Consider the following 21,563-nt stretch of genomic DNA (forward strand, 5'->3'; position numbering starts at 1 on the left):
TTAAACGATTTTGTGCTTAAACGCTACCATACGAATTTGTTTAGGTTCGTATACCAATTCCCAGTTAGTTGCCGTAGACATTTCTGCACGGCTAACAGTTTCGATATTGGCACGAGTTGTGGCGGTGAATTTAACCCCACGTGGATGAAGAATCTGTACACGACGGTTAATTAAGTAATCCACACCGGAACCTTTGCGTTTATCACGGTCGGTTTCAGTAGGAACAAAGCCAACCGGAGAACCATTACCTAATGCAATCGCACCGGAACCGAATAAGAAGGACGTGTATACGCCACCTTCTACCGGGCACCCGTCATCGATGATTACGCGACGTCCCTGGTAAGTGTCGAATTCCACGTTCATGGAATCACGCTCAGTTTCAAGCAAGTTATTTTTGAGTAATAACGCATGTGTTGCAGAATGCATGACAACAGCCGTAAGATTAGCCTTGCTATCACCCAATAACTGGCAAGCATCAATAAAGCTGGATGCACTGAACACCGCCGCACGACCGGTAGAATCGGAAATATCCAACACGTGCTGTTTCATTGTAGTAGCGCCGAATACGCCTTTTAATGTTGCTAACAAGTCTTTCTGAAGTTCGCGTGCCCAGTAAGCACCGACTAAAGTACCAATAGCTTTCATTGGATCCGCGCCGGCTAATTGTGCACTCAAATCAGTAGCGGACCACATCTGTGCACGACGGAATGTTGCGGATTGGTCCTTTTTAGATTCAATTTTCTGTGCGGTTAAATCCTGACCTTCGATTACATCAGACGCATCACCGGTCAAATCGGCGAAGAATGGCATATTGTGGATAGATGCTGCTTCGCTTGCCAATTTGTCAAATTCCGGGGAATTAACCACGATGCCACTTTGCACCAATGCACTTAATTCCATAGTTCGCTTGATAGTATATGGTGTAAAAATCTCCGGTACGATTACATCACTTAAAGTTGTTCCCATTATGTTCCTCCTAATCTAATACAATCCCCGCAGCGGCCGCTAATCGACGTGCCTCTGTTGGGTTTTCCTTAAATAATTTACCTTGTTCTGTTAAGTTTTCCGTTTCGGCCGCAAACGGATTCACTGTAGGCGTCTGACCGCCTTTTGGTGTATAGCCCTGACTCCCGGATGTAGATTTAAACAAAAATGCTTTATTTTTCTGTAACGCTTCCACCTGTTCCGTTAAACCGGTAATACTACCATCTTCATTAACAATTAACTTGTCGCGATTAATCAAACCACTAACAATGTCAACGTCCTGCGCTTTATCTGCAATTTGTAAGGCAATGGCATTATCGAGCTTTAACTTTTTGAGCTGAGACTCATATTCCACTTGGTCGGCCTTCTGCTTCTCGGTTAATTCGCTGATTTGCTTTTGCAAGCCTTCTACATCCTTAGCACCTTCCGCTTGTTTTTGTAATGCTTTCATTTCTTTATTGCGGACTGTTAACTGTTCTTCCAAAGCTTTTTTTGCGGTGTTTACTTCGTTAAAGCGTCCTTTTGGCACGTATTCCCCGTCGAGATATGCCTTAATAGCAGCCGTCGCCGCTTCTACTTTATCATCAGTAATACCTAATTGTTTTAACAATTCTTCCATTGTTGTCCTTTCCGGTTTTTACCGAGGTTACCTGCCTCGAGACAAAAATAAAAGACGAAATATATTATTTCGCCTTAGTTGTTCGTTTAGTTGTTTTTGGTTTTTCTACTACTTCTACCGGTTCAACTGTTTCTTCCGGCAACTCGACTTCAGGTTCAGGATATACCTTTTCCTCTTTCATTACCTCGACTGCCGTTTTATACGATGTTACACAATACTGTAATACGGATTTAACTTCGCTAGTCGTACCGTAAACTTCATACAAGAGTTTCACCGGTGCATCCTCTCCAAATGATTCAATATAAGCTCTAAGCGTTTCCATCTTCTTCACCTCCCGTGTTATTAAATTCATACGATGCCAGTTCGGCTTCTTTTTCTTTGCCCAACTGTTCTTCTTCGGCTTCCACGTCTTCAACAAATGGATGTGCCTTAAGAATGGTTTTATCCGAAATAATGCCCTTCGACTTAGAACACATATCCACTAGTTCGGCATCGTTACGAATCATAGTGCGTGTCCACGTCTGAATAATATTATGTGGCGTTATACCTTTAAAGCGGCATATCGCTCGGATAAATTGATTAAAGCTTAACCGGAACTCGGTTTCCATGAGGCCTGCTTTCAGTTCCAGTAACGCGTATAAGAACTTCATAGCTTCGCCGCTAGTCCCGTCGAGTCCTTGCATTTCCGGATCAATACCCTGGCCCATAGTGAATATAGACTTACGAGTAATCTCTAACGCCTTTTCGCGAGCCTCGACCGGAATATCAATTGTTAACGTCGACACACCGGATTTATCTTCACTGCCGATGGAGTCGACTTGAATCGTTTTATAATACTTAAGGTCCCGAATAAATTCATTGAGATTTTGACCACTGTAGTTAGTTAATACGAAGATAATCTCTTGAATGTCTTCCAGGTCATTAATAAACCCGCTATATGTTTTATCATACGCATCGATTAGTCGTTTGATGCGGTCTAAATCGCTATAGCAGTTTCCATTGTTCTTAAACGGAATGAAAGGTACTTCACCGAGGTCATGAACAAATTCATTGGCTGCTTCTGATTGATTCTTTTCCATAAATATAGAGAACATATCGTATGGATTTAAGCCTTCGTTAATACTCAGAGACTTTTCCTTACGATAGGCTCTGCATATCGTATCATCCCAAATTTCAAACACATCATACGCATCACCGGTAGCCACATCAAGCTCTTCGTAACAACGTACAGCCGCTTGTAAATTATGCTCTAAGGTGGTTCCCCAAATAGGTATAATTTGTGCCGACGGTACAACACCCCATTTGAATTCGTTGTCATCAATCCAATAATGGAGCCAAGCAATACCTGCATTCGACGCATTAACGCATAATTCTTTCGCATTTTTCTCATATGTATCACCTAATACCTCGGTTACTTGTTTGTTCTGCTCGTCCGTGCCTACGTCAAAACTAGGCGGCGAGGTAAACATATAACCGGCCTTTTGGTCCACTAGTAAACTATGAAATGCCGATGGAATACGATTGTCTGCATTTCGCAATTCCGGTTTTTCTTTATCTGCTTCTCTTTTCTTCTTTTCGTTCAAAATATCATTCTGATTTGCATAATACCGGCGAGCAGTTGCATCGGCCATTGCAAAATTTATGTGACCGGCAATGAAGGTTTCGAGTAGTTTCTTCGCACCGGCCAACTTATCATTCGTCCCCGTTTCCAAAACTTATCCCTCCTTTTCTAATTTTAATCAGCGGTTCCAAGGCATACCGCATGGCATCCATTAAATGGTTAAAATCATCAATTGGCTTATTCAGTTTTTTGCCAAATTTATCTTCATCCCAAGCGTAGTTCATGATTTCGGTTATGAAATTCACGCAGCGAGGGTGGATGATAATCTTATAGTCTTGTAATACCTGAATACCGGCATTAACGCTATCCTTGCCTTTTAAGGCCGCAGTAATACGTCGCAATCCTAATCTCCTTAAATGAACAATAGACTTAGGCTCCGCTGAATCAGCTCGAATACGTTCTTTAGCGTAGCCCATACGAGTAATCGTTTCCGCGATTTCGTCATTTGTAAGGCCTTTTTGATACATCTCGTCAAACACATAAATCTCTTTAGCGACTGTATCAACTAGCCCGCAAAACAGTGCCGACGGATCATTGGTAAAACCGAAGTCTAAACCGAAGTAACTTTGTACATTTGGCCGCTTACTTATTTCAGCGGCATCAAATACACATTCTTCCCAGTTTTCGTATACAAGGCCTTCAACAATACCCCAATCACCTAAACCGGCTACCTTATATCGCCGTGGATTGGTGCGTTTCATATCCTCGAATACTTTGATGTCTGAAGGGCTTAAAAACTCGTTACAGGTGTAATTCGTTGTCATAGCCAGAACATCACTATTTTGGGTATCAAAAAACCGCTTCTTGAGCCAGTGTCGCTCATTCCACGGGTTAAAGGTAATCGTTATTTGATGCCATAAATTCGGAGGTAATTGACCACGAATGGATTCATTCAACATATCAAAATCTTCTTCATTCGTGATTTCGTAGGCTTCCTCAATCCACAACCAACACAATGACCCTGAATCTACGGCCACTGAAGTAACTTTAAGCGGATCGTCTAATCCTCGAAACAGTATTTTTTGACCGGTAGCAATAACTGTAATCTCAAGAGGGCTTTCTGTAAACCGGAACAGATGATAGCATTTCAACCGTCTAGCCGCCCACTTAAGCTGTGCGTAGCAGCTGTCTTTTAAGGTGCGGAATACTTTACGCACCACTAACGCATTCGCTTCGGGATACTTTAATATATTTTTAATAAGGTCCAGTGCGGCCGTAGCCGATTTTTTAGAGGCACGACTTCCTTTTACAACACGATACCGGCCTCGGAACCGTATAAACTGACCGTAACCTGCGCCGAATATCTCGGGTAATCGTACCGGTTGATATTTGGTCGGATCATAGCTAATCACTAATATCGTCCTCTCCGACAAATATTGGCATTAATTCCCCGGACATTTGGACCTTATCAGTAAAGAGTTGATGGCGTTTACCCATTAATTCGGCCGCTTTTAACCGATCACGAGCGGATATTTGCTTAATCATAATTCGGGCATCACTGCGACCTTCTCCACAGCCTTCAACTACTACCACTTCTTCATCGAGCTCACCTCGCATGGCCTTAGATAGCATCGCTTCCACTTCTTCAGCGGTGGCAATGGTTTTCTTAAACTCTTTGGCCCTTAATTCTTGAATGCGATTTTTAATCTCAAGTTTTCTCAAGTTTTGATTCGCAATCCTGTCGGCTGTTTTAGGGCTATATCCTGCCCGTATAGCCGCTTGCGTACCGTTCAAGTCAATCAGATATTCGGCACAGAATTTTTCTTGTTTTGGCGTCACGTCATCACCTCCTTTTGGGCAATAAAAAATGCGGGGTATTCTCCCGCTGCAGGCCGTAGCCCTCTTACACCGCAAAATGAAATTACATCTCCGGCTTACTGGTGGATCCTGTAGGATTCGGACCTACGACCATTCGGTTATGAGCCGAGTGCTCTACCACTGAGCTAAAGATCCATATGGCTGCCTAGATAGGATTCGAACCTATAACCAGTCGGTTAACAGCCGACTGCACTACCGTTGTGCTACTAGGCAATGTGGCGGAAGAGGTAGGATTCGAACCCACGCACGTGTTAACGCCTCGCTGTTTTCAAGACAGCTTCCTTAATCCACTTGGGTACTCTTCCATGTACAAGAAAAGCATCCTTTCGGATGCTCATCTTGCTCACCATAGGCATTTGTTGAGGAGTGTAAGATCATTATTAGCTTTATTCGCTTCTTTCTACAGTTTACATGATATCACAGACCTAGGGGGTAAAAACAGGTAAACTTTTATTGCATCAAAACGTCGTAGAAACTTTCCAATGCTTTTTTATGGTTATACTTAATACTCTCATAGGCCATAAACCATTCCACAGCTATACGCTCCAAACTATGGCCTTGAATGTATTTACTTCGCAATAAGGCACGGTGTCTTGAATCCGGTACGCGAGCTATAAGATTAAATAAACGAATTTGTTCTTCCACAACTCGTTCGTTTTCGACCTGAATAAGCCCTTGAAGTTTCGTTATTTTCTTAAGAACCGTTAGTGTCGGTTCCCTTCCTCCACCACTCACTCGTTCACCTCCGATACTACATTCCGGCAATCCGTCCGGAGCTGCGTCTCTCAATAAATCACAGAATTGTTCTCTTAACGCTTTACGCTCTTTTTCCATATCCCGAAGTTTTGATAATTCTAACCGTGCTATACGACGTTTTTCTCTTGGTTCCATACTCAAGTAAATCCTCCAAACCCACATGACTCACGTAAACAGTGTTTCAAAGATTATGGCTAATACTAAAAATAATAAAGGGATTAATGTAGGCGATAAGACTAACCACCAACTCATACTAACAAGCCCTGTGAGTTTTAAGACAAGCATTATTGCCTGCAATATAAATAGCCACATTTAATAATCCCCCTTTGGCGTCTCAGAGAAAGGTAATTTAATCTGTTCCCACCCTGTAATATGCCATTCTCTCGGTTCCTCACGTATTGTAAATTGGCTTTTACCTTGCCAATAGCATTCAAACGGTTTGTCTGAATGTGGATTGTATCTATAAAAATGGCGACTCACCCAGGGTTCTTTATCGTTATGTCTAACAAATACCGGTGTGTTAACCGGAACTATTGCCCATATCATGTCTCCCGCTTTGTCAAATATATTAATAACTCTATCTTTTTCAATATTTGTGAATACATTTCTTGCCCAATTTAAACTAACACAATCATTAAGTTCTCTTGTAGCTCCTACCGGTGGTCTTGAACCCATTCTATATGCCCATAGGTTATCATCTCTATCACGGAGTATAAATTGATAACCTAGGCTACACAGCATAGCCATGATTCCCTTTTTGGTGCTTTCCAATTCTGAATTCATATGCATTCTCCTTTCATAGTTTCATATAGCGACCTTCTATATTTAATCGCATCTAATAATTCATTTTGACCGGCTTCTTTTCTAGCGATAGCACGCATAACCTGCTCGTCCATCGTACCGGCCGTTACTAAATGATGTATAATAACCGCTTCGGACTGTCCTTGCCTGTATAATCGTGCATTGGCTTGTTGGTACTGCTCCAAACTCCACGTTAATCCGTACCATACGATAATATGCCCACCGGCTTGTAAATTAAGCCCGTAACCAGCCGATGCCGGATGTGCCAATAACATATCAATCCGCCCTTGATTCCAATCCTCTACATCCGCATCCGTTTTGAGTTCACGTGCCTTTGGAAAAGCTTTTTGAATTGCCACTAAGTCATGCCTGAAATTGTAAAACACTAGCATCGGCTTCCCGGTATTCGTATCAGCCAATTCTTTTAACATTTCGAGTTTCTGTTCGTGAATTTTAACGTAGTGTTTTTCCTCGTCATATACATACCCGTTGGCCATCTGTAACAGCTTATTCGCAACAGCGGCGGCAGTTAGTGCAAATAATTCACTATCTGGTAACGATAGCACATGCTGTCGTTCCATCGTACGATAGAGTTCCCGTTCGGCTTCGGTCATTTCGACACGAATCACATTATCGATACGCTCCGGTAACGATAAATAATCCGCAGCCTTTAAACTCATACACACCGATTGTAGTCGTTTGTAAATATCAGCCTGTGCCGATGGCTTAAGTCGATAGCTATATACGATATGGCCATTCGTTTTATCCGGTACGAAATATCTATCTCGGTATTCGGTAATCGTACGTCCTAGTCGTTCGCCACCATCCAATAAATAGATTTGAGACCACAAATCCATCAGTGTATTGGGCGCCGGTGTCCCGGTTAAAATAACGACACGATCAAAGAGTCCGCGGAATTTACGCAATGCCTTAAACCGTTTTGCTCTTGGATTCTTAAAACTACTGCTCTCATCCACCACCAACATATCAAATGGCCATTGCCGTATGTTATGTACATAATATTCGCATAACCATGTTACATTTTCTCGGTTAATCACATACACATCGGCTTTTGTGTGTAATGCATCAATTCGTTGTTTGGCACTACCCAGCACCTTTACAATTTTAAGATTCTTCGTCTCGTCCCATTTAGCAGCTTCCTGCACCCAGGTACTTTCAGCTACTTTCTTTGGTGCTATCAATAGAACCTTGGTAACCTCAAACCGGTTATTGATTAACTGATTAATGGCCATCAACGTGCAGATACTTTTACCAAGCCCCATATCGAGTAGCAGTCCGTAGTGTGTATTCGTTACAATCCGGTCTATGGCTATCGATTGATAGGGGTGCGGAACAAACTTCATAAGCCCGCCTCGGTGAAGAAGTTAATCACACCATCCTTACCTTGTACCACACTGACCTGTGCGTGATGCTCTTTCAGTCTTAAAATCTGCACCTGCTGCGTAGGTGAAAGCCTGCCTGTTGTAGTTTTCAACTCAATAAAATGCACCTGCCCTGTACGGGTAATTAAAATTCTATCCGGCACACCGTCGTTACCGGGGGACACGAATTTATAAAATAGGCATCCTCTTTTTTGAGCCTCCGATTTCATAAAGACCTCAACCTGTTTTTCAGTCCATTCCATATACACCATTCCTTCGAACATTTGTGTGTAGTCAATGTAGCCAATTATTGGCCAAAACTATATATAGGCTATTTTTTAGATATACACTAATATATATACACGCGTATATACAATATTATTATATTTATAATTAATTAGTAATAATTGGCTACATTGGCTACATTACACATATAAATATAATAGTAATCGTACTTTAAGCCGTAGCCAATTCCGTAACCAATCCCGTAGCCGTATCCAATTTTATAGCATATATCTATAATCTTCTATGTATAAAGAAGTATAATTATTAAATCTATAAAATTAGATATAACAATTGGCTACGGTAATTGGCTACACCTCTGGAACACCGTTTTCGATAAAATCACAACTTATTGTGTCCTCTGTCCGAGGGCACAAACGCTTTTTGCACACCATATAATTTACCAAAACGTAATTTACCGGAACCCTTATTATACGGCTCCCATCCTTGCAATGATTGCAGAATATCAATGAGTTCACGGGCTTTAGCATTTGACAGTGTTTTACGGTCCCCGTTCAACACTTCACACCAAATCTCAAGAGCACAGACCTTTTCTCGTGGCTTACCGCCCTTCTCTTCGTCGTATGACTCAAGATAGGCTCTACGGTCATATAGGTCCTTGCTATCCCAGTTAGGTGGTAGCAGTACCGACAAATATTCTTCGATAAGACCTGTAAGCTCTGAGCCTTCCGTGTGAGATTGCTGTATTTTAATCGCTTCCTGTTCCAGTGACTCATCCAATACTAATGACTCACCATTAGCCCACAGCATAAACGCCTCCGCCCAAATTTGGTCTACTTCGTCTTTTGATAAATCCCACGAGTTGCGCACTTTCCGCTGCTTATTACCACTAATTGGCCAAAAGCGTCGGTTACCGGTGCGATCCTTTAAAAACAATAAATTATTCGTGGAGCCGGCGAACACGCACTGTCTTGGGTATTCTTCCGTTCGGCGGCCATACGGGACTCTAAATCGGTCTGTAGTACGACTCAGGAATGCCTTAACGATTTCGTTATCGTTTTTATACGTCGGCGATAACTCGGCCAATTCATTAATCCAGGCACCCTGTATTTGTTCTAAGGCGTCTTTGGTCTTGATATCCTGTAAGGTATTGTTAAACCATTTACCGCCCAACCGCTCCAAAATAACCGACTTACCAAGCCCTTGCTCGCCGTATAATACAATGGCCGTATCAAACTTTATGCCGGGCTCCATAACGCGGGCTATGGCTCCGCATAGCCATTTTCTCGTAACTGCTCTGATATACGGAGTATCTTCGGCACCGATAAAATCAATGAATAAGGAATCGACGCGTTCCGTACCGTCCCAATTTAGAGCTGTTAAGTATTCGCGGACAGGATGAAATTTATTTTGGTTCATGACCTCGGTAATCGCATCATCGATAATGCCCTTGCCCTTAATTTGATATACCGTAGATAAGTAATTCCGTATACAAGCATCATCGGTGTCCCCCCATAAATCACTACCGTTTACGGTACGCCACGGCAGATTACCGAGCACGACAATTCGATGTGCGAACTCGTCCAGGCCGAACCGCTGCTTTAATTCTGGATCATGCTGCATTATCCATATACAGTTATACGAGTTCGATTCAGGCACACCTGACTTCGTACGCTGTAATTTACGCATCCAGCTATCGTCAGCATCATCTCCGGTTAAAGAAGCAATATCATCAAATTCGTTGGAATACTTAGCCGCTCGTTCCTTATCCAATAGCACCGGGGCGGCTCCGTCTTCGTTAACGAAGTTCATCATCGCTTTGAAAGAAGGCCTTGCATCGGACCTCATTTTAGCGTCGCAGTCTTCATCGAGTGAGCCGAATTTATGGATGCGAACCAAATCAAATGCATTGACTAACTTACCACTTAGCGGGTCGGTTCCGTGATGGCTATAGGCAAACGTGTCATTGTCGTATACGACAAGCCCGGCCACGGTAGAACCGGCACGATAGGTATATCGATTCGGTGTATCACACGGAGCGTATATGTCCGGTAAGAATTTATCGATAGCAGCTGTTATACTGTAACTGCGACAAAAGGCACCGATGAGTCCGGACTTGGCCAACGGATTACCTTGCTTTTTGGCACTATGTGCCATGAGCGTTTCCGCTCTTGAGCTTGTTGGCCAAAGGCTAACATCTGTCCAGTCTGTATACGTAGCCAATATATCGTCTACCGGTAACAGTGAACCTTCGTGATGCTGAAAGACGTATTCCACGTCTTTCGGATGACTTGGCCAATACATAAGCCGTTCCGGCTGGTGTGTTGACGGATCAAAGGACTCTATACCGATTGATTCAGCCATTCGCCGTGACACCGCTTGAAACTCATCCGGCAGCATTGGTCTATCCGTTGGAATAATAATTCGATATCGTGGCTGTTTTTCCGTATAGCTATGTGTGCTATATAGCACATATTCATAGCTATCAAGTGCTAAATCGAGCATCATCAGGAAATCATCATCAGGGCTATCCGCATCAAGCGTTAATAAATATCGCTGTTTTACGGCACCATTAACGCGTCGGCCATTTTTGGGGATATACCCACCTACAAAACCGCCTACGTCTTTGACATCGCCCTGCTGTGATTTATTCATCCGTTTATATTCGGATGCCGTTTCTTTGGTTACAGTAGCCTTGCTTAATTGTGATACGAGTTCAGACCATTTTAATTCTTGAGTCTTCCAGCTACGGGCGTAGCGATTTGTGCCCGTAGCTATTTTTATAACAATGTCGCTCAAATCGCCGTGCCTCCTAACCTTGCAATGTCGTAATTATACTTAAACGCATCGAGCTTAACTATATCCGCCCAATCTATAACAGCCTTATTCAGTACCGGATCTTCTCTAACCGGTTGATTACAAGATAGTTTCGCCTGGTGAATCAGCACAAAGGCTTGCCCATCATCACGAGGTGTCACTTCGATACAGGCTTGCAGCTCGTTATTCTTAGAGACTGCTACGATAGCCACAGCTCCTTTGATTACTCGGTCAGTGTAGGTCGCTACACAATTATGTAGCTTAGTACCGATGTCCACTAATGCGTGTGTTTCCTTCGGCACGCTAAACTCGTAACCGTCAATTGTTGCCTCGAGGCGTTTGTAAATGTCAGATTGTTGGATACTTTTATTTTTTACCTTCTCTTTTTTAGACATCAAAACTAGCGTATCATGCACATCTCTTGCCTTAACTCGTTGCGACCAAAAGTCTTTACGGTTTTGACGAGATAAGCGGAAATACGTTTCGGCCGCATCTCTCAATTGGTAAAAGTCCTTAACAGAGGTTACTAAATTTACGGCAGCACTTTCGCCTCGAACATAGCGATAAATTGATAAAAACTCAGGCAATCGAGTACAAGCTATAAACTGCCAATGATTACGTCCATCCTCATTTTGGGATGCCGTAAAGAAAGAGGATAAGGTGCGTTCATAATTAGGATTATCTGAGAAAGCATTTATTAACGATAGTACGTTGATAGCCCAGAACGGCCGAGTCAACAATAATTGGCGAGTAAGCCTGTTGTTTTTTAGCCGATAGACTTTAATTAAAGCATTAATCCACGAAGTACCGGTGCGAGTTAAATCTAATAGGTTATCCATAGGTTTTGCTATCTGGCTATATTGATTTTCAACATAATCCGACAAAAGCTCTTCACTTACTGCAGGCCCGTCCGGAGCAGCCATTCTAAATACCAGTGTATCGAACAGACCTTTAAACACACCAATGGAACACGACATACTAACCGATTGACGAATTCCCGGAACCTTATAGCCAACACGTTTACTTAACTTCTCCAAAAAAGCCTTTTTTAGAATGGTCGTAAACGATTTTAACTCTTCTTTATGTTCTACCAATAAGCTTTGATAAGTACCTCGTAACCAATAGAACGGTGTAGTAGAATCAAAGTATCCCGGTGGTTTGAAATCTGGAATAACTTCAATTACACTGCTGCGGGCAATGCCACGCCGAATGTAGAGCACTCGACGCTGTTTAAAATCAAATCGTACTATATCCGTTCGTTTAGATTTATGCCCTTTTATAATTTGACGAAGGCCTAGGTCCCCATCAACAATTACCGAATCATATTTAAAAATCACGTCGATTTCGGTTCTGCGACTAACTATAGATAGGTCCATAGTTAAAGGAATACGATTCTCGTCTTCAGCATTTATAGTAAATGTATCGCAATTTACCTCTTGGCTACAAAATGGGCAATGATAGTTATCTGAATAATAGGAATCGACTTGCACAGAGAAACCGTTTGGATGCATTGGCCAATAACAAGTAAAACTTCCTCCACAATTAACGTGATATTGAATAGCCGGTTTCCACGTTCCTATTTGTTTCCGTCGTACGACTTCAAATAACCGTGGCACCTTTAGCTGAAATAATACCGTACTCATACATTGCTACCGTCCTATAATAAATCATCAAAATCATCTGTTTCTTGAGCAACTTCCGGTTCTGCCGGAGCTTCTGGTGCAGTAGCCGGTTCTTCAACAGGTTCCGTTTTTTTCTTCCGGGTAGTGCGTTTTTTCGGTTTTGTTTCGGCCGTAGTTTCGGTGTCTTTAGCATCCGCTTTTTTGGATTCTTCTTGTTTGGCCAGAACTTCGAGCCCTAGCTTGCAAGCAGTTAAGCACCCGTCGCAATAATCGAGAGCGGCTTGTTTACTATCACCGTCTTCAGCTTGTAACACCAATTCACGTAAATATTTAATAGCTTCTTCTTGTTGCTTAATCTGCGTCTTGCCAATCATGATAATTCCTCCTCTTAATCTTTCATGTAATATGGATTTTCAAAGCCCGCTGCATTTAATATCAAACCGTCACACCACGGTTCCGGTTCACACATGATCTTAATTACCTCATCCAAACTACCGACGCCTACCGGTGCTTCTATGACCACTTCATCATGGATGTGAGCACAGATTTTATAGCCATACTTATATAGTCGGTACATTGCACCGGCTAAGCAGTCACGCGCAATGGCCTGCACAATGTTTTCTGTTAATTTACCGCCATAGGTTTCGAGGCGTTCCCATTTGTTGGCCATCTGATTCATGCCCATACAGGTAATAGACTCTCCACCAAAACGATTTTCTCCGATGCGTGGTTTTGTATATGCCAATCGACGGCCACTCGGTAATGTGATAAATAAGGCACCGTCTCTACGTTCAAATCGTAAGCCTCGATGCATAAGAATTACCGGACCGCCTTTTTTAATAGCTTCCTTGGCCGCAAAATCTACATCATTCCACAGCTTAATGATTCGAGGTGATGCAGCACGCCATTTTCTAACAATATCCGGCAATTCGTCTTCGGCGATACCGCCTTTTAGAGCGCCCATTGCAATCAATGCTTTTACTCCACCGCCATAACCGAGGGCTAACTCAGCCACTTTTCCTTTTTGCCGGAGATGTCCATTCACACCATGCTTTTCGACTGGTACGTGGAACATATTAGAAGCTGATGCACAGTAAATATCGCCACCTTCGGCGAATACTTTCTGGCGCCATTTTTCGCTACATAACCAGGCAATCACACGGGCCTCGATAGCACTGAAGTCGGCCACAATGAAACGGTGCCCCGGTTCAGCCACTAAGGCTGTGCGAATAAGCTGAGACAGTGTATCAGACACATCTCCATATAGTAACTCAAACATCTCTAAATCGCCTTGCTTGAGGGCGTCTCTAGCGGTGTCCAAATCCTCAAGGTAGTTACGCGGCAGATTCTGTAATTGAACGATACGCCCTGCCCAGCGTCCGGTTCTCATGGCTCCATAAAACTGGAGCATACCGTGAATGCGTCCGTCCGAGCATTCCGCATTCCTCATGGCCGCATACTTTTTCACGCTTGTTTTGCCAAGCATCTGCCTTAGTTCCAATACGCGACGGACGTCAGCCGGTAAATCCTCAGCCAATAAATCAGCCACTACAGCTTTAGTCATACCGGGGATTTCGTGCCCAAGTCGATTTTCTATCCATTCTTTAAGTTGGAGCGGACTGTTCGGGTTTTCAAGCCCAGTCAAAGAACTGGCTTCGGCAGTTAGTTTACGCTTGAATTCATCGTCGAAAGCTAAGGCATTGTCTATCATTTTGTTATCAACGGCAATGCCGTTACGGTTAATGTCCAAGTCCATGAGCCAATACTCGTGTTCAATGTCCGGCGGTTTTAAGGGTAGTAGGCGGTTACGGATAGCCCGCTCAACTACAACGTCTTGCCTATTATATTCAATGTACTCAGCCCACCGTTCCGGATCGTGTTCCGGTAAATTACGGGTACGTCCTTTGTTTGATTTTGTTGGTTTACAAGGAACCGAAAAATACTGAATCAGTGATTTACCACGAGAGTCTTTTTCGACTCCAAGTTTTAACGCCTTAGATACAGCGTCCAAGGATGTAGGTAGAGAGCAATATAACGCTAGTACAGAAGTACACTCCCAGTTTGTAATGTCCATATCCGGATATATTTTTTGCAGACAGGTCATCTCAAAGGCGGCATTGAACGCAGTCTTTGTAATGTCCGGATTGTGAAGAGCCGCCACTACTTGTGGCGGCAGCTCTTCTTTTGTTAAATCCACGACCTCTACAGGCCCGTCATCAAAACAATATCCAAATAGGAGAATCTCAAACGAAGGATCATCAACGTACCGATATACGCTATATTTAATTGGGCATTCGCTATACGTTTCAATATCGATTGAGAGTTCCATATCGATACCTCTTATAAGATATCGTCGTTATCTTCTACCAAATCATCGTCGAAATCATCCGCCGATACGGTTACACCGCCTAAACGGTCACCGTCTTTTACTTTACGCACACCGTTTAAACCAACACCTACACCTTTATTACCGTTGGAGTTATATACATACAAACCTAAGATGCACTGTGCATAGCATCCGCTGTATACTTCATCTTCCACTTCAAATGGCTCTAACACTTCCTTGTTTACGCCAAGGATTTGAGGGCGTTTAGAGTTTTTAGCATTTAAGAAGTACTTGCCAGCATACACGTCCGGTGCATTGGCCACATAATCCGCTGTATCAGTATCACCGTCACGGAATGGAACAGTGATAGCTTTCGCATTGTTATTTACTTTGGCCAATGCTTTCGGGTCACGTTTCAATTCTTCGACCGCATCCTGGAAGGCTTTCACAGTTTCTTTGTCGTTCTTGTCGATTAAAATCTGTGTGCTGTAAAATTTATTACCCTGCATATCAGGTTCGGCTTCGGCCAATGTAACATAGGATAAACGAACTAAACGGGTTTTAACTTTAGACATAATCATTACCTCTTTCTTATAAATCATCATCAAAATCTTCTGCTGTTACAGTATTTAATTCCATCGGTTTCCGAGGGTCCGATAACGGAGCCAGTGTCGGTTTTCCCGGTGGCTTTACTACATACGGTCCGACGATTTCATTAAAGCCGTTACGGCCTAATAATTTGGTCAAATCCGTAATGGTTTTAAGTTCCTGTGGTCTATAAATTTCCGATGCCTCATAGTCGGCCGCTAATAACGCCTGTGCCGCCTTTATTGGCTCCGTGATTTTACGTTTCGATGTACCTTCAACGACTTTATAGCCCGGCCAATCCTTTTCACCGCTAACAGCTTTTTGGATAGCGTATTCGTTCACATCTTCAAGCCATCGCTTAATAACCGGATACATATCGAGGATGCGGGCTACTTCACTATCCATTAGTAAGTTGGTCTTCTTACCGCCCATTCTGTAAAACTCTTCAAGGCACGTATCCGCTAAAGCCCGGCACAAATGTCGTACTTTACAAAATCCACAGTGACTACCGGCCACACAATCGCCGTCACCTTCGAAGGCTTGTTTGGCTACCGGTTTAATCGATTCGCCCCATGCGAGTAAATCTACTATAGCCATAGTATCGGTAGTTACCGAGTCTAAACGGGGCTGTACGATAGTCATTTTGACGGTTTTAATATCATAGAGTAGACTGTAGGCCGCGTACGCACCTAATGCATATAAACGCATCTGCGAGTTATTTATCGCTGACACCGGCACGCCTTTTCCGTACTTTAAGTCCACGACTTCCAGTACCTCATCAGCTACGATAACCAAATCGCCGGTGCCAAATCCTTCCGGAGCCCATTCGCTATAGTCGAGCCGTGCTTCTATCATAATTTCCGCATCAGCTGAACGTTTCCGGGCTTCGTTAGCTTTTTCCATGCAGATGTCAACATATTGGCTAACGGCTTCTGACATTTCACGGCTATAGGGTTCCGGTTCTGCTTCACTCTCATCGTAGTTCATGTCAAACAATAAACGATTTAAGAGTGTTTCTGCTAAGGCGTGGGCCTTTGTCCCTTCTGCTGCGTAAGGGGACTGCTCATCCTCGAATTGCTGTTCCAGGCAGGCTGAGGGAGTACACCTCAGCCACCTGTACGAACTCGACGCAGACAATAGGGCGTGTTTACTCATGGCTCTTTACAAAGTCCATCACACGACCGTATAAAGAAGGATCCATAGTCGTAATATCCTTAACCTTTAATTCGTCGTGAAGGAATGCTGTTAATAAAGGTTTGCGTTCTTTTGGGTTGGCCAATAAAAACTCTTTAGCAGCCGCACGGACTTCATCAACGGTGTAGGCTTTAGCATCTTTAGCATCTTTAACATCTTTGGCATCTTTGGCATCTAAGAATGCTTTAGCCATAGCACTCGCCTCTTCCTGTTTTTCAGGTTCAGCCGGTACTTCAATCGATACTGTATCGACTACCGGTTCAGCTTTAGCCGGTTTAGTTTCTTTGTCTGGAGCTTTTTCCTTAGGAATAAGAGTCGCTTTCTTTTGTGCTACTTGTTTAGTCTGTTCAAAGGCCTGCTTAGTCTGTTCATAAGCCTCTGTTGTGGCAGTTAACTGATTAAACAAGGATACTACTTTACTTTTTACTTCTTCGGCGGTGTTACCGGAAATTTTAATTTCGATCATGGCTAGTTTTCCTTTCTTGTGAAAACGTGATATACTGAGCTTAAGTAGATATTTTTCTATTGTCCTTTAACTGTTCCAGCAGTTAAGGGACTTTTTCTTTTGCCTAAAAGGCTTACATCGTGCATCGGAACCACCTCCTTTACTATCTTTTAAATACTCTTTCCATACCGGCTTTAAAATCGACAAGGCATCTATCATCTGGCATTTCCCCATCTTGTAGTGCCTGCATAATATTAGGCAACGTAGGCTCTGCCAAATTGCTAAAATCACACCGGTGCATAACGCTGTTCATCGGATACGGTGTAAGCTCTAAACTATACATTGCGTGCGCCCTGTATAACATTCTGAACGCTTCATTTCTAAGGACCGGATTAATTTTTCGTTCTTTGCAAAACTCATTTAGTGAAAGTGACGCCTTTAGATACCAATAGTCTAAACATAGTAAGGCGTACGATCCTTGTGCTAGTGCCATCGTTTACAACTCCTTTCTTAATGCTTTGAGATTAAATCATAAAAATCAGACAAGGCATCTGTAAGTTGATACGACAAGGCCAGTACACTTACAGCATATTTTTCGTAACCGGCTCCCATTAATTGGCAAGCATTTTCGAGAGCGGCCGCTAACGATATTACGAGCGTCATCATGTTACACTCCTCGTCGGATAACTTTAATTCAACATCGTCGTCTAACTCGACTAAGCTGTCCCAGATTGTATAAGCTATTTCAGCAGGTACAAATCCTTCTGTTTTGGTAACTTCACTTGCATGTGTGCGAAGTTTTTCGAGTAACTGCATCAATTCTACTTTACGTTTCATTTTCGAGCTCCTTTCCGTACGCCTTTCCAATCGGTTAATGTTTCTTGATTAAAGGCTTTAGCTAAATTTACTTCCCAATTTTGGGATTCCGGCTCAACTACGTCGACCACCACATCGTGATAATTCCGACGTTTCAGCACTTCCCGAATTACCAAACCGGCGACAACAGTTACCACGGCACCTAGTACAAAAGCTTCCAGCATCATTAGCCATATGTTGGTCATTAGCGATTCAATAGTCATTTCCTATCTCCTTTACTCGTAATATTGGTCCGACTCAAACTCATCGAACGTTTCAAAGGCTCCGATGCCTAATGCAATCTTAGTAGCCGGCCCAAACATGATACCTTCACCGGCCAATGCCTTATTTAATGTTCTCCGAATAACTCCACGTTCATCGCAAAACTTATTTACCGAACCGTACTGCTCTTCAATCTGTCGCTTTACTTCATCACCATCACGGATTAGTAAAAAGCGGGTAACAATTTTACTCATGATAACCTCCTCTTTTGCCTTAAATTAGCAGCCCAGCACACATCACATACAGTCATGACGCCATAGCTACTGTCGTACATCAAGCGATTAGGCCTATGTGTGATTTCTCTACCGCACTGGTGGCATACTTTTCGCATAGGTGTGTCGATAGCTTTTACCGGATAGGCTGGTGCTACTTCCTTATTAGCCTTCTGCGTTGACTTCCGTCGCATCCCAATCACCTTTAATGTACTTCATAAATGGTTCCTTTAAGATAATGTAGCGATAGCACTTTCCGCCTTCTTTCATGCGTACAGCTTTTCCCCATAGAGGGAACTTATCGCGTTTTAGAGCCGCACGGATAAACTGTTCGGTTACACCCATTAATTCCGCAGCTTCACTTACTTTTAGAGTCTTGTCACTCATACTATTACCTCCTTAAATCTGTTTTAAAATCATGCGAATCTCTTGGCCAACCAGTACACGATCTCTAAAGGTGTCTTGGTTCCGGAAATCTTCCAAATAAAGCTCCAGCATTTCTTTGTAAATGGCAGCTTTAAAAGTTGGTTCAGGTGCTATGATATCTTCCCGGAACGGCTTGAGTATCTTCACTTCGCCACCGCACGGTTCGACCGATATAAGTCCCTTCCGGGCTAATTTTGATTTAGCGATACGGACCTGTGCTGAAGAGATGTTAAGCAGCTCCGATACTTCGGTATTTTTGTATACGTCCGTATCCCGGTACACGTTATAAACAAGCTCTTGTATTGTCATTTCACGTTTCCTCCTTTCCTTTTGTAACATCTGCATTGAGTGAATTACATAGTATAAGGTTATCCCTTATCTCTAACAAAGTTTGCTCTAAGTCAATCACCCGTTCCTCTAATAATCTAATACGTTGGTGGTCCGGAAGTTGTTCCAATAACTCCAGCTCCATTTCATTTGTCGGCATTGTTCACTACCTCTCTCAATTCTTTTACCTTTGGCCGAACCACCTTAGTAAAAATATAGTTATATTACAAATCGTAACAAGGACGGCCAACCAAATAATCACGATGTTAATTCGTGATATAATCCGGGCATCCCGTAAGTGTTCCTCAGCAGTTTCTCGTCTCTTCCCAGTATCGTAGTCCCGTCCGGATAGTGCTTGATAAAGCAGTTTAAAAAATTGTGTGATTGGCTTAATCATTTTTTAGTCCCTCCGTCTTTGCTATCGGCTTAATCATATCCTGTGTATTGGCTACTATCGTGAGAGTACAGGATATGCCCGCTGCTTTTTCTAATTGTTTAGTACCTTTGACGAAAAGGTATGCATCTCTAAAAGAATCAGTATTGGCAATAATGTTTATTTTCATGATTTTATCTCCCCATTTGTTCAATTAAAGGTAAATGCCCTTTATTTTTCAATAAACTATAAATGAACAATCTTCCTTGTTGCGTCCAGTAAGTATGCATTACCGAACGATCTGCATCTAACACAGTTGTTTTGCTACTGGTATACCCTTTATCGGCATATTTTTGATACAAAAACCATTGTCCACTTTGTTTATATTGGACTTTTTCTTCTTCTAATAACCGGTTCAATTTCTTAGCACTCATACCATAATCTTTCGCGATTTGAGTTACGCTCAGTAAACTGTCATTTTGAAGAATTAAATCGTAATAAGTGGCTTTAGGTTGTAATTCAGATAACTGTTGAGACTGCTGAGCAATCACTAATTTTTGATTTTGGATTGTTCTGTCCGCAATTTTTAACGCTCGCCCCATGACTTTTTCTGGACTATTCCAATCCCGTTCAATTTGAATAAAATACTCTCGTGCTTGCTTGCCTTTATCATTTCGAGCTAACATACACAATTGTTTAGCCATCTCAATAGTCAGTTCGTGATCTAAAAAGGTAGATTCGTTACCTTGAGCTGTTAGTCTTTTTTGACTAACAGTTCTGAAATCATCATTTTCACTAAAACCGTATTCACACATTCTTTCAAACCATTTTGTGTATTGTGTTCCAATTTCCAAGAACATATGCAAATCACGGCCACTAATAAATTGACTATCATCAGACTTAACTTTAATTGGTATTAATTCATTCATAAGATTCCTCCTTTTTTGCGTTTACGCAAATTTTTAAATAAAAAAAATAGTATCAATGTCATCGGCCGACAATTTAAGGGCGATCTTAATCAATACTATTTCATTTCGAGTAAAATCGCTTTCACCATTTAATTTTCTAGATAAGGTAGAAACATTTATTCCTAATACCTTAGAAAATTGTTCTAAAGACATATCATTTTTGGCGATATGATATTTAAGTAAATTTTTATTCATATTAATCACCTCCTTTTTTGCATATACGCAAATTACATTTTAATTTTATACGCATTTACGCAAATTGTCAATCGTAAATGCAAAAAAAATAAAATTTTTCATCAAAAATATTGCATTTACGCAAAGTTATGTATATAATAAGTTTAAAAGGAGGGTGAGCTATGGAAAATGTAATAAAAAAATTAAGGCTTAATAAGGGCTTAACATTGCAAGAAGTCGCTAATTTTGTAGGAGTGAATGTCGCTACTGTATCTCGTTGGGAATCAGGAGAAATTGCTAATATGCGACGAGATAAAATTGCTCTGTTAGCTCAACTGTTTAATGTAAAGCCGTCTTATCTTATGGGACTAACAGAAGAAGATACTCCTTTAACTTTGAATGCTGATGAAAAGAAGGCATTAGAATTTATAAAAGAAACAAATTCTATGCCTATATTAGCTAGGGCTGGCACACTACCTAAACAAGATCAGGAGTTAATACTGAGCCAACTTGAAGCATTAGTAAAAGGATTAGAAAAAAAGGAAGAAAATGATAAGAGCATTTAAACCTCTCCCTAGGCGCCCTCGGTACGAGTATGCTAAGAAAAAAGCTTATGAATTACTGTCCGATTTAGATATACGTGAATACCCTATCGACATATTTAATATTTATAAGGCTAAATTGCAATATCAAATTGAACACTTTGTAAATCCACTAACTTCTTAACTTC

Annotated in this window: 26 protein-coding genes and 3 tRNA genes; 1 reads left to right on the top strand and 28 read right to left on the bottom strand. The window is 42.0% G+C overall.

Going from position 1 to position 21,563, the window contains the following annotated elements; genetic code table 11:
* The 28 genes from MXE28_RS06440 to MXE28_RS06575 all read right to left on the bottom strand — a co-directional run bounded on the left by MXE28_RS06440 (position 1) and on the right by MXE28_RS06575 (position 20,854).
* Positions 1 to 966, bottom strand: a complete 966-nt coding sequence (locus MXE28_RS06440; protein ID WP_247239973.1) for a major capsid protein — start codon at positions 964 to 966, stop codon at positions 1 to 3.
* Positions 967 to 976: 10 nt separating this feature from the next.
* Positions 977 to 1,603 carry a phage scaffolding protein gene (locus MXE28_RS06445; RefSeq protein WP_156704276.1) on the bottom strand — a complete coding sequence of 209 codons (627 nt, stop codon included), beginning with the start codon at positions 1,601 to 1,603 and terminating at the stop codon, positions 977 to 979.
* Between the two features lie 64 nt (positions 1,604 to 1,667).
* Complete coding sequence (locus MXE28_RS06450; RefSeq protein ID WP_156704274.1) at positions 1,668 to 1,925, bottom strand: hypothetical protein; 258 nt, start codon at positions 1,923 to 1,925, stop codon at positions 1,668 to 1,670.
* The gene (locus MXE28_RS06455) at positions 1,912 to 3,315 is read right to left on the bottom strand and encodes a phage portal protein (protein WP_156704272.1); all 1,404 of its coding nucleotides are present in this window, start codon (positions 3,313 to 3,315) and stop codon (positions 1,912 to 1,914) included. The genes MXE28_RS06450 and MXE28_RS06455 overlap by 14 nt, the downstream gene beginning before the upstream one ends.
* A complete protein-coding gene (locus MXE28_RS06460; RefSeq protein WP_156704270.1) occupies positions 3,296 to 4,576 on the bottom strand; it encodes a PBSX family phage terminase large subunit in 1,281 nt (426 codons plus the stop codon). Before MXE28_RS06460 ends, MXE28_RS06455 begins: the two co-directional genes overlap by 20 nt.
* Positions 4,569 to 5,003, bottom strand: a complete 435-nt coding sequence (locus MXE28_RS06465; protein ID WP_156704268.1) for a terminase small subunit — start codon at positions 5,001 to 5,003, stop codon at positions 4,569 to 4,571. The genes MXE28_RS06460 and MXE28_RS06465 overlap by 8 nt, the downstream gene beginning before the upstream one ends.
* 99 nt (positions 5,004 to 5,102) lie before the next feature.
* Positions 5,103 to 5,177 (bottom strand) — tRNA-Ile (locus tag MXE28_RS06470).
* A gap of 3 nt (positions 5,178 to 5,180) precedes the next feature.
* Positions 5,181 to 5,255 (bottom strand) — tRNA-Asn (locus MXE28_RS06475).
* A 3-nt stretch (positions 5,256 to 5,258) separates the two neighbouring features.
* Positions 5,259 to 5,347 (bottom strand) — tRNA-Ser (locus MXE28_RS06480).
* Between the two features lie 145 nt (positions 5,348 to 5,492).
* Entirely contained in the window at positions 5,493 to 5,933 is a 441-nt protein-coding gene (locus tag MXE28_RS06485) for a hypothetical protein (protein WP_156704266.1), read from the bottom strand.
* A 177-nt stretch (positions 5,934 to 6,110) separates the two neighbouring features.
* Entirely contained in the window at positions 6,111 to 6,581 is a 471-nt protein-coding gene (locus MXE28_RS06490) for a hypothetical protein (RefSeq protein ID WP_156704264.1), read from the bottom strand.
* Positions 6,578 to 7,963, bottom strand: coding sequence for a DEAD/DEAH box helicase (locus MXE28_RS06495; RefSeq protein WP_156704262.1), 1,386 nt, complete (start codon positions 7,961 to 7,963; stop codon positions 6,578 to 6,580). The genes MXE28_RS06490 and MXE28_RS06495 overlap by 4 nt, the downstream gene beginning before the upstream one ends.
* Positions 7,960 to 8,244, bottom strand: coding sequence for a VRR-NUC domain-containing protein (locus MXE28_RS06500; RefSeq protein WP_226974073.1), 285 nt, complete (start codon positions 8,242 to 8,244; stop codon positions 7,960 to 7,962). The genes MXE28_RS06495 and MXE28_RS06500 overlap by 4 nt, the downstream gene beginning before the upstream one ends.
* A gap of 361 nt (positions 8,245 to 8,605) precedes the next feature.
* Positions 8,606 to 11,023 (bottom strand): virulence-associated E family protein, encoded by a 2,418-nt coding sequence (locus MXE28_RS06505; RefSeq protein ID WP_247239974.1) that lies wholly within the window; start codon positions 11,021 to 11,023, stop codon positions 8,606 to 8,608.
* Positions 11,020 to 12,417, bottom strand: a complete 1,398-nt coding sequence (locus MXE28_RS06510) for a PcfJ domain-containing protein (protein WP_247239975.1) — start codon at positions 12,415 to 12,417, stop codon at positions 11,020 to 11,022. Before MXE28_RS06510 ends, MXE28_RS06505 begins: the two co-directional genes overlap by 4 nt.
* Positions 12,418 to 12,698: 281 nt before the next feature.
* Entirely contained in the window at positions 12,699 to 13,037 is a 339-nt protein-coding gene (locus tag MXE28_RS06515) for a hypothetical protein (protein ID WP_021841360.1), read from the bottom strand.
* A 14-nt stretch (positions 13,038 to 13,051) separates the two neighbouring features.
* A complete protein-coding gene (locus MXE28_RS06520) occupies positions 13,052 to 14,992 on the bottom strand; it encodes a DNA polymerase (protein ID WP_247239976.1) in 1,941 nt (646 codons plus the stop codon).
* A gap of 11 nt (positions 14,993 to 15,003) precedes the next feature.
* On the bottom strand, positions 15,004 to 15,564 hold the full coding sequence (locus MXE28_RS06525; protein ID WP_021841362.1) for a DUF2815 family protein: 561 nt from the start codon (positions 15,562 to 15,564) through the stop codon (positions 15,004 to 15,006).
* Positions 15,565 to 15,580: 16 nt separating this feature from the next.
* Complete coding sequence (locus tag MXE28_RS06530; RefSeq protein ID WP_021841363.1) at positions 15,581 to 16,732, bottom strand: DUF2800 domain-containing protein; 1,152 nt, start codon at positions 16,730 to 16,732, stop codon at positions 15,581 to 15,583.
* Entirely contained in the window at positions 16,725 to 17,237 is a 513-nt protein-coding gene (locus MXE28_RS06535) for a hypothetical protein (protein WP_021841364.1), read from the bottom strand. The genes MXE28_RS06530 and MXE28_RS06535 overlap by 8 nt, the downstream gene beginning before the upstream one ends.
* A 489-nt stretch (positions 17,238 to 17,726) precedes the next feature.
* The gene (locus tag MXE28_RS06540; RefSeq protein ID WP_021841366.1) at positions 17,727 to 18,053 is read right to left on the bottom strand and encodes a hypothetical protein; all 327 of its coding nucleotides are present in this window, start codon (positions 18,051 to 18,053) and stop codon (positions 17,727 to 17,729) included.
* The gene (locus MXE28_RS06545) at positions 18,050 to 18,295 is read right to left on the bottom strand and encodes a hypothetical protein (protein WP_021841367.1); all 246 of its coding nucleotides are present in this window, start codon (positions 18,293 to 18,295) and stop codon (positions 18,050 to 18,052) included. The genes MXE28_RS06540 and MXE28_RS06545 overlap by 4 nt, the downstream gene beginning before the upstream one ends.
* A gap of 12 nt (positions 18,296 to 18,307) precedes the next feature.
* Positions 18,308 to 18,547 carry a hypothetical protein gene (locus MXE28_RS06550; RefSeq protein WP_156704244.1) on the bottom strand — a complete coding sequence of 80 codons (240 nt, stop codon included), beginning with the start codon at positions 18,545 to 18,547 and terminating at the stop codon, positions 18,308 to 18,310.
* 183 nt (positions 18,548 to 18,730) lie between these two features.
* Positions 18,731 to 18,952, bottom strand: coding sequence for a hypothetical protein (locus tag MXE28_RS06555; RefSeq protein ID WP_247239977.1), 222 nt, complete (start codon positions 18,950 to 18,952; stop codon positions 18,731 to 18,733).
* Between the two features lie 12 nt (positions 18,953 to 18,964).
* Positions 18,965 to 19,300, bottom strand: a complete 336-nt coding sequence (locus MXE28_RS06560; protein ID WP_156704240.1) for a hypothetical protein — start codon at positions 19,298 to 19,300, stop codon at positions 18,965 to 18,967.
* A 407-nt stretch (positions 19,301 to 19,707) separates the two neighbouring features.
* A complete protein-coding gene (locus MXE28_RS06565) occupies positions 19,708 to 19,881 on the bottom strand; it encodes a hypothetical protein (protein ID WP_006555812.1) in 174 nt (57 codons plus the stop codon).
* 4 nt (positions 19,882 to 19,885) lie between these two features.
* On the bottom strand, positions 19,886 to 20,620 hold the full coding sequence (locus MXE28_RS06570) for a phage antirepressor KilAC domain-containing protein (RefSeq protein WP_156704239.1): 735 nt from the start codon (positions 20,618 to 20,620) through the stop codon (positions 19,886 to 19,888).
* 33 nt (positions 20,621 to 20,653) lie between these two features.
* Complete coding sequence (locus MXE28_RS06575; protein WP_006555809.1) at positions 20,654 to 20,854, bottom strand: helix-turn-helix transcriptional regulator; 201 nt, start codon at positions 20,852 to 20,854, stop codon at positions 20,654 to 20,656.
* A gap of 161 nt (positions 20,855 to 21,015) precedes the next feature.
* On the opposite strand from MXE28_RS06575, the gene MXE28_RS06580 reads away from it, so the two are divergent.
* Positions 21,016 to 21,399 carry a helix-turn-helix domain-containing protein gene (locus MXE28_RS06580; protein ID WP_006555808.1) on the top strand — a complete coding sequence of 128 codons (384 nt, stop codon included), beginning with the start codon at positions 21,016 to 21,018 and terminating at the stop codon, positions 21,397 to 21,399.
* Positions 21,400 to 21,563: the final 164 nt, after the last annotated feature.

The sequence above is a fragment of the Veillonella sp. KGMB01456 genome, from assembly GCF_023051165.1.
In the GTDB taxonomy this organism is placed as follows: Bacteria; Bacillota; Negativicutes; order Veillonellales; family Veillonellaceae; genus Veillonella_A.

Excerpts from the sequence above, each read along its gene's own strand:
- MXE28_RS06580 (WP_006555808.1), top strand. The coding sequence starts at position 21,016 with ATGGAAAATGTAATAAAAAAATTAAGGCTTAATAAGGGCTTAACATTG.
- MXE28_RS06520 (WP_247239976.1), bottom strand. The coding sequence starts at position 14,992 with ATGGAACTCTCAATCGATATTGAAACGTATAGCGAATGCCCAATTAAA.
- MXE28_RS06570 (WP_156704239.1), bottom strand. The coding sequence starts at position 20,620 with ATGAATGAATTAATACCAATTAAAGTTAAGTCTGATGATAGTCAATTT.
- MXE28_RS06525 (WP_021841362.1), bottom strand. The coding sequence starts at position 15,564 with ATGTCTAAAGTTAAAACCCGTTTAGTTCGTTTATCCTATGTTACATTG.
- MXE28_RS06490 (WP_156704264.1), bottom strand. The coding sequence starts at position 6,581 with ATGAATTCAGAATTGGAAAGCACCAAAAAGGGAATCATGGCTATGCTG.
- MXE28_RS06555 (WP_247239977.1), bottom strand. The coding sequence starts at position 18,952 with ATGAGTGACAAGACTCTAAAAGTAAGTGAAGCTGCGGAATTAATGGGT.
- MXE28_RS06515 (WP_021841360.1), bottom strand. The coding sequence starts at position 13,037 with ATGATTGGCAAGACGCAGATTAAGCAACAAGAAGAAGCTATTAAATAT.
- MXE28_RS06440 (WP_247239973.1), bottom strand. The coding sequence starts at position 966 with ATGGGAACAACTTTAAGTGATGTAATCGTACCGGAGATTTTTACACCA.
- MXE28_RS06540 (WP_021841366.1), bottom strand. The coding sequence starts at position 18,053 with ATGAAACGTAAAGTAGAATTGATGCAGTTACTCGAAAAACTTCGCACA.
- MXE28_RS06485 (WP_156704266.1), bottom strand. The coding sequence starts at position 5,933 with ATGGAACCAAGAGAAAAACGTCGTATAGCACGGTTAGAATTATCAAAA.
- MXE28_RS06450 (WP_156704274.1), bottom strand. The coding sequence starts at position 1,925 with ATGGAAACGCTTAGAGCTTATATTGAATCATTTGGAGAGGATGCACCG.
- MXE28_RS06550 (WP_156704244.1), bottom strand. The coding sequence starts at position 18,547 with ATGAGTAAAATTGTTACCCGCTTTTTACTAATCCGTGATGGTGATGAA.
- MXE28_RS06560 (WP_156704240.1), bottom strand. The coding sequence starts at position 19,300 with ATGACAATACAAGAGCTTGTTTATAACGTGTACCGGGATACGGACGTA.
- MXE28_RS06495 (WP_156704262.1), bottom strand. The coding sequence starts at position 7,963 with ATGAAGTTTGTTCCGCACCCCTATCAATCGATAGCCATAGACCGGATT.
- MXE28_RS06500 (WP_226974073.1), bottom strand. The coding sequence starts at position 8,244 with ATGGAATGGACTGAAAAACAGGTTGAGGTCTTTATGAAATCGGAGGCT.
- MXE28_RS06545 (WP_021841367.1), bottom strand. The coding sequence starts at position 18,295 with ATGACTATTGAATCGCTAATGACCAACATATGGCTAATGATGCTGGAA.
- MXE28_RS06535 (WP_021841364.1), bottom strand. The coding sequence starts at position 17,237 with ATGATCGAAATTAAAATTTCCGGTAACACCGCCGAAGAAGTAAAAAGT.
- MXE28_RS06530 (WP_021841363.1), bottom strand. The coding sequence starts at position 16,732 with ATGAGTAAACACGCCCTATTGTCTGCGTCGAGTTCGTACAGGTGGCTG.
- MXE28_RS06575 (WP_006555809.1), bottom strand. The coding sequence starts at position 20,854 with ATGAATAAAAATTTACTTAAATATCATATCGCCAAAAATGATATGTCT.
- MXE28_RS06445 (WP_156704276.1), bottom strand. The coding sequence starts at position 1,603 with ATGGAAGAATTGTTAAAACAATTAGGTATTACTGATGATAAAGTAGAA.
- MXE28_RS06510 (WP_247239975.1), bottom strand. The coding sequence starts at position 12,417 with ATGGACCTATCTATAGTTAGTCGCAGAACCGAAATCGACGTGATTTTT.
- MXE28_RS06565 (WP_006555812.1), bottom strand. The coding sequence starts at position 19,881 with ATGAAAATAAACATTATTGCCAATACTGATTCTTTTAGAGATGCATAC.